Annotated in this window: 9 protein-coding genes and 1 pseudogene; 5 read left to right on the top strand and 5 right to left on the bottom strand. The window is 40.3% G+C overall.

Annotation, left to right across the window (positions count from 1 at the left end; translation table 11 throughout):
* Window positions 1–147 precede the first annotated feature (147 nt).
* A pseudogene (locus E0409_RS17065) lies at window positions 148–375 on the top strand (transposase domain-containing protein); the annotation flags it as partial.
* On the opposite strand, the gene E0409_RS10560 reads toward E0409_RS17065, so the two are convergent.
* Window positions 372–1,034, bottom strand: coding sequence for a hypothetical protein (locus E0409_RS10560; protein ID WP_213073368.1), 663 nt, complete (start codon window positions 1,032–1,034; stop codon window positions 372–374). The pseudogene E0409_RS17065 and the gene E0409_RS10560 overlap by 4 nt on opposite strands.
* Before the next feature lie 212 nt (window positions 1,035–1,246).
* Window positions 1,247–2,449 (bottom strand): GGDEF domain-containing protein, encoded by a 1,203-nt coding sequence (locus E0409_RS10555; protein ID WP_252151806.1) that lies wholly within the window; start codon window positions 2,447–2,449, stop codon window positions 1,247–1,249.
* Between the two features lie 400 nt (window positions 2,450–2,849).
* Here E0409_RS10555 and E0409_RS10550 point away from each other — a divergent pair, with 400 nt between their 5' ends.
* From E0409_RS10550 to E0409_RS10540, 3 genes are all read left to right on the top strand, one after another.
* Window positions 2,850–3,797, top strand: coding sequence for a pirin family protein (locus E0409_RS10550; RefSeq protein ID WP_131290615.1), 948 nt, complete (start codon window positions 2,850–2,852; stop codon window positions 3,795–3,797).
* A gap of 27 nt (window positions 3,798–3,824) precedes the next feature.
* Window positions 3,825–4,223, top strand: a complete 399-nt coding sequence (locus E0409_RS10545) for an OsmC family protein (RefSeq protein ID WP_131290612.1) — start codon at window positions 3,825–3,827, stop codon at window positions 4,221–4,223.
* A 98-nt stretch (window positions 4,224–4,321) separates the two neighbouring features.
* On the top strand, window positions 4,322–4,969 hold the full coding sequence (locus tag E0409_RS10540) for a glutathione S-transferase (RefSeq protein WP_131290609.1): 648 nt from the start codon (window positions 4,322–4,324) through the stop codon (window positions 4,967–4,969).
* Between the two features lie 23 nt (window positions 4,970–4,992).
* Here the strand turns inward: E0409_RS10540 and phoR are convergent, their stop codons facing one another.
* The 3 genes from phoR to E0409_RS10525 all read right to left on the bottom strand — a co-directional run bounded on the left by phoR (window position 4,993) and on the right by E0409_RS10525 (window position 8,017).
* A complete protein-coding gene (gene phoR, locus E0409_RS10535) occupies window positions 4,993–6,351 on the bottom strand; it encodes a phosphate regulon sensor histidine kinase PhoR (RefSeq protein ID WP_131290605.1) in 1,359 nt (452 codons plus the stop codon).
* 25 nt (window positions 6,352–6,376) lie between these two features.
* Window positions 6,377–7,087 (bottom strand): phosphate regulon transcriptional regulator PhoB, encoded by a 711-nt coding sequence (phoB, locus tag E0409_RS10530; protein WP_131290603.1) that lies wholly within the window; start codon window positions 7,085–7,087, stop codon window positions 6,377–6,379.
* A 219-nt stretch (window positions 7,088–7,306) separates the two neighbouring features.
* The gene (locus tag E0409_RS10525) at window positions 7,307–8,017 is read right to left on the bottom strand and encodes a TetR/AcrR family transcriptional regulator (RefSeq protein ID WP_131290599.1); all 711 of its coding nucleotides are present in this window, start codon (window positions 8,015–8,017) and stop codon (window positions 7,307–7,309) included.
* Window positions 8,018–8,250: 233 nt separating this feature from the next.
* Here E0409_RS10525 and E0409_RS10520 point away from each other — a divergent pair, with 233 nt between their 5' ends.
* Window positions 8,251–9,099, top strand: coding sequence for an SDR family NAD(P)-dependent oxidoreductase (locus E0409_RS10520; protein ID WP_131290596.1), 849 nt, complete (start codon window positions 8,251–8,253; stop codon window positions 9,097–9,099).
* The last annotated feature ends 421 nt before the right edge of the window (window positions 9,100–9,520 follow it).

Below are 9,520 nucleotides of genomic sequence, written 5' to 3'. Positions count from 1 at the left end.
TTGTCCGAGGAGTGTTCAGTTTGCCAATGTCAACGATGTATAACCGGGTGCCGAATGGCGCCTTAGCAGAGGCTTGAGCCGTGTGCTGGGAAACTCGCATGCACGGTTCTTAGGGGGTTGGACGTAGGTAACTGCGTCTGACTACCCGACAATCAGATGCGTCCCTGGGCCTTGGGGCGTAAGAACTGGCTGTTTGCTGGCTCGCTGCGCAGTGGTCAGCGAGCGGCGAACATCATGACGCTGATTCAGTCAGCAAAGCTGAATGGGCTTGATCCGTATGCCTATTTAAGTAATGTGCTAAAAAGGCTGCCGACACATAAAGTGACCCAAATAGAAGAATTACTTCCACACCGCTGGAAACCCAACTCAAATTAAAAAATAGCTATGGGGCTCAGCGGACGCTTACGTAAAAATAACATTTTGGATTTTTGTGTTGCAGTCCAGCTGATATAAAGACTGAACATAAATACGGGATTGTAGATGAGAGAGAAAAGTAGCATTTGATGCCAATTACGATCAACAACAAAATATACTCCAGTATAAATGACTGCCGAGATTAAAAAAGAAATGATCACAGCAGGCATAAAACGAATTTGTACACATAGATTGGCCAAGACGACAAATACTAAAGAAGCATACAAATAAATGGGTCTGTCGGGACTATGCGATAAATTGAGTAAATAAAACCAAATCGCAGAAGCCCCAATAATGGATAGTGGTAATATTAAATCAAATAATTGAACACTTCGACTAAACTTATAAATCAGTACCGTGACGAGACTTATCAAAGCGGTATAAGACAGTTTCAGCCACACCACAAGAGAGCCAACATCAGGAAGAATAAAATAGTCTGCAACGCTATAAGCGGCATAGGTACATTGGGCAAGAATATTGACTTGCAGTAAAAACTTAAAGATTTGGTCTTTTTGGTAGGTATGAAATTCATGTTCTAGGGAAGAAGGAATTCGCACAAAAGGGCGTTTTAAAATCTCTTGAATGAGAAAACGAGATTCTTTTTTATACTCATCGATCATTGTATTGTTCTACTAAATTGATAGAAGTGTGATTTATTTTTTTGTATATATGTAATAGATTATTTTTTATTCTATGACAAAGAGGTAGTAAAACAAATAAATATTTAATTTACATGCGTTTGAGTTGTAAGTTTTTATTAAATGATTAAGTTGAGTTAATATCTATATTTATAAAATATATTAAGACCATTTTGATGAAGATAATTTTTTAATTATTCATAATTAAAAATCGCAACCTGATTGCGTCCATTTTTCTTGGCTTGATAAAGGGCAATATCTGCATTTTTAATCAGTAAATTCAAATCATTTTGATGCGGTTGCAGTTGGGATACCCCAATAGATACGCTAAAATTGAAATAGAATTTATCTTTAATACAGATTTGATGACTTTCAATGATTCGGCACAATCGATTCGCAATCGTGACTGCATCTTCTAGTGTGGTATTTGGCAGTAATGCAATAAATTCCTCACCACCAAAACGGGCTAACACATCGGTGTGCCGCATTTCCTTGCGAGCAATTTCAGCAAGCACCCGAAGCACTTCATCCCCTATATCATGTCCATAGGTGTCATTAATGTTTTTGAAAAAGTCGATATCCAGCATCAATAAACAGGCTAAATTATATTTTGGCCATTTCTGAATGGCTTGTTCAGCAACCTGCAAAAACTGGCGACGATTATTGAGTTGAGTTAATTCATCTGTATGTGCCAGTTCACTTAAGGCATAGTAGTTCCAGTCATTTAATAGAACCCGTAAAAAATTGCGTTTTGAATTTAAAGTATTATTCCAGCTGATATACATGCTGAGGAGTAAAACAGGGACATAGATGAGAGAAAATAAAACCATTTCATCCAGGCTAACCAACTGAAATACACCATAAAAAATGACAGCACTAATCAGCAAAGAGGTGAAAATTGAATTTCGAAAAGAAACTTGTACAGATAAATTGCCCAATAAAATAAAAATCACAGCGGCATATATATACGTGGTCACGATTGGACTATGTGACAAAACCAGAAGATCTAGCCATAGTGCAACTGCTACCGCGACGTATATGGGAAGTAAGCTGTCTATAATTTTAATATTTTTGCAGTAACGAAAGGCGATTCCGTTGATTAATATTGCACAGACCACAAGAATAATCCGTGAAATACCTGAAAGCATGCCAATTTCAGGGATCAGCAACCAGTCTACAAAAAAGTAACTTAAAAATGTAATCTGACCAATAAAATTGACGCATTTTAAAAATTGTCGTTGGTGTTTATTTTGATAGTCCAAGTAATATTGTTGAAATTGATCCGGAATACGTGTGGCTGGATCTCGTAATTCTTGTTCTATCACTTTTTGATTTTCAGCAGTACACAGCTGCTTTGGTAAAATATAAGCAGCCTCATGATTTGAATTTTTATCCACATTTGTCCCAATCTGATCAGGATTTTTATCATTGTTGTTATGAGAAATTTTTTGATCTCCCCTAAACATGGAGATACCCCTTTCTGTGTGGGATTCATAAAGCAAGAATAATAGGGATAGTAATGAATTTTGTATATAACTTAAACAATTAATGGGGTGGGCAATTGTGACAAAATTTTATTTATATATAAAATTCATATGAATAGGACATGAATAGTGGGGTGGGTAAAGAATGAAGAGATTGTTTTATTAAGGAAAATTTCAAAAGTAATATTGTCCTATACATGGTATTCAGCGTATTAACTTAACTATAGGCTGAATCTGTAAGAGCCTATATGATCATAAGAATAGATTCAGGACATTCAAGAACGGTTTAGTCCGTACGATTCAGGATAAAAATATGACCAATAGCAACTATATAGAGCTTTCTGATTCAGATGATTGTGAAAAATACGTGAATCAATTTATTCAGGAGTTTCCTTTACGTAGCGCGGAAATTGGGCAGGGAACCGTGATCAAACGCGCTTTGCCAAGTCGCCATAAACGCTTAATTGGGGCATGGTGTTTCTTGGATCATGCCGGTCCCGTGACTTTTCCGCAAGGTGATGGCTTAGATGTTGGGCCGCATCCACATATAGGTTTGCAGACCTTTACCTGGATGATTGAAGGCACCATGATGCATACTGATAGTTTGGGTACAAAACAGTTACTTCGCCCGAAGCAGGTCAATTTGATGACCGCAGGTTATGGGATTTCACATGCTGAAGTTGCACCAGAAACTGAAACCCATATGCATGCTGCACAGCTCTGGATTGCGTTGCCAGATGATAAAATGAATATGGCGCCCTGTTTTGATCATTATCCAGAACTTCCAGTCGTAGAAAAAGATCAGGTCGAATTTACCGTATTGGTCGGCGAGTTTTTAAAAACTAAATCACCGGTAGCCGTACATACAGAATTACTCGGGGTGGATTTAACGGCAAAAGAATCAACTACCACCCGAATTAAACTCAATCCAAAATTTGAATACGGTTTCATGGCTTTGGATGGCGGTGCTGTCGTGAATGGTCATGAACTGACTGAAGACAATATGGTCGTTCTTGAGCCGGGGGTGGTCGAAATTGAAATCCAGCTGCATGCGGGTAGCCGTATTCTACTGTTGGGTGGGGAACCTTTTGAGTCGCCAATATTATTGTGGTGGAACTTTGTCGGTCGTACTCAGGAGGAGCTTTGCAAGGCTCGTGACCACTGGATTGAACAAGATGAACGCTTTGGCAATATTCCTGATTATCCAGGACCACGCTTAGAAGCGCCGGCATTCCCAGATAAAATGCGTGCCTCTAAATAAAAATAACATTTAGGAATGATCATCCTCATGGCCATTATTGCAAATGCAGAAGTACACAGCTTGGCTGAACCTTGGTCGGGCGAGATCAAGACGGGTACACACCAATTTATGACGGATAAACCCGAATCTTTTGGTGGGCAGGATAAAGGCCCTGCACCTTATGATTTGATTTGTTCAGGTTTGATTTCTTGTACCATGATTACGCTACGCATGTATGCCAGTCATAAAGGCATAGAGTTGGGTGAGTTTTCTGTTGAAGCCGATTTTAATGCCAATAAAGAAGGCAAAGAGTGGATTGAACGCCGTTTGTCGTTTGCACAACCCTTGTCGGATGAGCTTAAACAAAAGGTTTTAGAGATCAGCAGTAAAATGCCAGTGACCAAAACATTATTACGTAGCTTAGACATCAATACTGTACTTGTCTAAGTTGATGAACCGATTGAAATGACATTTTGTGTAAAGCAGGATGTCATTTTTTTAGGGCTATGCGTATAGTCAAAGCAGAAAAAATAGAGAGCAAAATAATGATTACCTTGCATCACTTAGATCAATCGCGTTCTTTTCGAATTTTATGGGCTTTAGAGGAGCTGGCTCTGAATTATCAGGTCAAGTTTTATAAACGCTTGCCCACTTTTGCCGCACCGCCTGAATTAAAACTGGTTCATCCTTTAGCTAAAGCACCGGTATTGACCGATGCTGATCAAACCATTGCCGAATCTGCGGTGATTTTGCAATATCTGCAAGAAACCTATGACCAACAACAGCAATTTAAACTGCAGAATAAGAAAGATCAGCAGCAATATCGCTATTGGATGCATTATGCGGAAGGTTCATTGATGCCATTGTTGGTGATGCAATTGGTAATGAACAATGTACCGAAACAAGTACCCTGGCTGGTAAAGCCGGTCGCGAAAAAAATTACAGCAGGGGTGAAGGCTGGGTTTATTCAACCGCGTTTAAAAGATCATATTAACTATCTGGAAGATTATTTGGCGAAGCATGAATATGTGGCAGGCGATTTTTCTTTTGCCGATATTCAGATGGGTTTTCCGTTAGAGGTCATTCAGTCAAGAACATCAGGGTTATATCCTTATATCGCAGCCTATATAAAACGTTTGGCTGAGCGTCCAGCTTATCAGCGAGCAAAGTTTAAAGAACAGAACCTGGCTTAGATTAAGCCAGATGTACTATACGTCTAGCTCATGTGATAGAGGCGTTCTTTAGGGAAGATTACTTTAAAGGTTGAGCCCTGGTTTTCTTTCGATTCAATTTCTAAATGTGCGCCGTGTTGCATCAACACATGTTTGACAATAGCCAGTCCTAGACCGGTTCCACCGGTTTGACGGCTACGTGCACTATCGACACGATAGAAACGCTCGGTCAAACGCGGCAGATGTTTGGGGTCAATCCCGATCCCGGTATCTTCAACGGTAAAGATGCCGTGCTCGCCATCATCATGCCAGCCCATGGTAATGGTTCCACCTTTAGGGGTGTATTTAATGGCATTGGTAATCAGGTTGCTGAAAGCACTGGCCAGTTCGGTATCTGAACCAATCAGGTCGCAATGACTGTCAATATCTAGATTCAGCGTGTGGTGATAGTCAACGTTGTAGGCTTGAGCATCATCAAACAGCTGGTTCATCAGACTCGGCATTTCAATAATCTGGTTCTTGGCAATTTGCTTGCTGCTTTCTAAACGAGAGAGCAGCAATAGGTCATTGACCAAGGCATTCATACGTTTAGTTTGTGCCTGCATCTGGTCAAAGGCACGTTTCCAGCGTGGATTTAAATCTTCTTGATCGGTAAAGGTTTCAATATAACCACTGAGTACAGTCAAGGGTGTACGCAGTTCATGGGAAATATTGTCGACAAAGTCTTTACGCATTTGTTCCAGATTATGCATGCGGGTGACGTCATAGGCCACCAATAGACGGCTCTCGCCACCAAAACGGGTCATTTTGACTTGTACATAATGGTCTTCAAAGGCTGAAGATTTCATTTTCAAGCCGTCGGGCGCATCGTCGATATTGTTGAAATATTGAATAAAATTTGGCTGACGCAGCAGGGTTAAAATATTACGACCCCGATCTAAAGGTTTTATCCCGAGTAACTTTTCCGCTGCGGGATTCCACCATTCAATTTGATGTAATTCATCAATCAGAACCACGGCTTCGGCTAGCGCAACCAGTGAAGATTGTGCGCGGTCAATTAAGCCGACCATTTCTGCTTGTACAATACGCTCTTGGCGCTGTGCGCGATAAACATTAAACAGTAATGCACCCCAGATGCCATCCAAGTTGGGCGGAACATCATAAGGACGGTTAGAAATCCATTCATTCACCAAATACAGTGAACGGAGTTGAAAAGCAAAAAATATCGCGAAAGCGATGAAAATAAAAATCCAAAAATACCCAATCCCGATCCCTATTAAAGCTGCAATGAGCAGTAAAAAGGCCAGTAAACGTAAATCTTGCTTGGCAAAAGTCCATAAACTGCTGTAACGGAATTGTTTATGTTCTCGTGCAATTTCCGGGATGGGGTAGGGTTCATACATAAAATGTGATTTACCTAAAAAACGACTAACCTAAAGCGACATCCGCGCGGGTAGAAAAACGGTAACCTGTGCCACGAACGGTTTGTATATAGCGGTCAACCCCAAAAGGTTCCAGCACTTTACGTAAACGGCGAATATGCACGTCAATGGTACGGTCTTCAATATATACGTTACCACCCCAAACTTGATCAAGCAATTGAGCACGGGTATAGGCACGTTCGGGATGGGTCATGAAGAATGCCAATAAACGGTATTCTGTTGGTCCCATCTCTAAAATATTATCACCGTAACTGACGCGCTGGCTGACAGGATCAAGCATCAGGCCATTGGCATCAATGGTTTTTTCGCCACTCAAGGCATTGGCACGACGTAATACCGCTTTAATACGCGAAACCAGTTCTCGGGTCGAGAAAGGTTTGGTCATGTAGTCGTCTGCACCCGCATCGAGACCTTGTACTTTATGGTCTTCTTCACCGCGTGCAGTCAGCATAATCACTGGAATTTCATTTAAGCTTTCATCGCGTTTTAAACGGCGGCAGAGGTCAACCCCGCTGATACCACCCGGTAACATCCAATCTAATAAAATAAGCGCAGGGCGTTGATCCACGATCATCTGGTGGGCTTGTTTAGCATCTTCTGCCTGTAAGCATTGAAAGCCTGCCATGTCTAAAGATGTATGAATCATCTCTCGAATGGGAAGTTCGTCATCGACGATTAATATATAGTCATCTTTCACAACGCAATATCCTATTTGATGTTAACGGTGAACCGTTTTGTATTTTATGACAGGCTTATTACAAAGATTAATTATGACAGTATCATTGCAGAAAAGGGGGGTATGCCAATTTTCGCAAAGAAATGTGACAATTTTTATACTGAAAAATGAACAATTTAAAATAAATCAGTCATCTAAATATAATGAATTCAACGCATTGGGTGAATTTTAACCTGAAGATTAAGATGAACTTTCTTTTTTCATTATTTTTTCTTTTTCTGAAAAAGTATCCAGCAACGATAGAAAAACAATACTGCAAGACGATAAAACCTCTTGCATCGACTGTTTAAAGCCACTGACCACCCAGCGAATCGCAATTTGAGTGACATAGCCATTTAGCCCAGTTGCAACTAAAGAAATTTCACGTTCAGAACGGTCAATATGCGGCATCATTAACATGACAAAGGCATGAATCATGCGGTCAAAACGCAACATGGTTTCGTGAATGGTGGCTTGATTATGCAGCTCCTGAACCAGCATGGCATCGATATAAATAATTCGTGCCATACCTGGATTATCTTTTAGGGTGGTGAGTAAGGCGGTTAAACCTGATTCAATCATTTTGCGTGGGTCGGTCGAGGCCTGCATGATGGCTTGCATGACATTGTGCTGCAATTGATCGATCAATTTTAAAAAGATGGTTTGAAAAAGCTCATCACTTTTCTTAAAAGATTCATAGAAATAGCGTTCAGTCAGTTTGGCTTCATTGCAAATATCTTTTACGGTCACCGCAAAAAAACCATGCGTGCCATAAGCTTCAATGCCTGCTTCAATCAGCTTTTCACGACGTGCCTGTTTACGCTCAGTTAAAGACAGGCCTTTAAATTGACGCTCTTTGCTTTTCGACGGCTTATTTTGTTGTTGTTCAAGATTTTCGTGTGGTTCAGTCATAAATATGGTGTGCCGAATTCAATCCAGGTTTTGCCCTATGTTAACAATAATTTACTCGTAGACCTATGATGCAAATCGCCAGATGGTCTTTGATCTTGCTATTGATCATATATTATATTGACAATGAGTATTGTCAAAATTATATTGGATGGATGAACTGCACCTCATCCCAACAGAAAAACAATCGAGATGTTTAGGTGAATGGTGCAGAAAAAATTAGATAAGGATGAGTCATGAAAAATTTTAAAAATAAAGTCACAGCAATTACCGGTGCGGGTTCAGGTATTGGTCAGCAATTGGCTGTTCTGTTGGCAAAGCAAGGCTGTCATTTGTCCTTAAGTGATGTGAATGAGCAAGGCTTGGCGCAAACAGTTGAACTGGTCAGAGACAGTCATGTCCGTGTGACGACGAAAAAAGTCAATGTGGCCAAGCTTGAAGAAGTGCGTGACTGGGCCGCAGAAACCGTGAAGGATCATGGTTCAGTGAACATGATTTTTAACAATGCCGGGGTCGCACTGGGTTCAACCGTTGAAGGGGCAAGTTACGAAGAACTGGAATGGATTGTAAATATTAACTTCTGGGGTGTGGTCTATGGCACCAAAGAGTTCTTGCCTTTAATCAAGAAGTCAGGCGAAGGGCATATCATCAATATTTCCAGTCTGTTTGGTTTAACCGCACAGCCGACTCAGTCTGCCTATAATGCCACCAAATTTGCGGTACGGGGTTTTACTGAATCCTTGCGTCAGGAACTGGACGTGGAAAATTGTGGCGTAAGTGCGCTATGTGTCCACCCGGGTGGTATTCGTACCAATATTGCCAATGCAGCAAAAATGAATGACAGCATTCGAAGTTTAGGTATGCATCCGGAAAAATCGGCAGAATCCTTTAATAAATTATTACGTTGCCCACCAGAAGAAGCAGCACGTCAAATTATTGAAGCGGTGCAAAAAGATAAACGCCGTTTATTGATTGGTAATGATGCCAAAGCCATTGATTTGATGCAGCGCATTTTGCCGACCGGTTATCAGCGTGTCATGGCATTCGCTACAAAATTAGGCAATAAAAGCAAGAAATCTGCTTAAACCAAAAGCGCTTAAAAACCCGCAAATCGCGGGTTTTTTTATGCCTTGAAATTGCGGTATTTCAAATACTCAAAAAATTATTTTTCCTTAAGTTTTAGCCCATAAATTGAAGCTGGAGCAGATACTGCGAAAAGCAGCCTTATATCTAAAAATAAGAAATAAAAATAAAAAAACCAGCTGAATTTAAATAAGCAAGTGTTGATATTTCAACACACATACCGCGTTAAAACCAACATGCCTGGTTGGAATAAAAATAGTAAATTTATTTAAAACAATGATTTGTTGAGTTGGCATGGTTGTTGCGAAATAACAGGAACTAAAATATGAAGAATAGGTCAAAACCTATGCGTAATTTAAACCATTTAAAAGTAAAACCGCAGTGCTTGAGTATAGCCCACATGACTTCAGCTGATTTAGTGAT

This window comes from Acinetobacter sp. ANC 4862, from assembly GCF_004336635.1.
Classification (GTDB): Bacteria; Pseudomonadota; Gammaproteobacteria; order Pseudomonadales; family Moraxellaceae; genus Acinetobacter.
The sequence above is the reverse complement of the archived record's forward strand: the minus strand, read 5'-3'. Positions and strand labels throughout refer to the sequence as shown.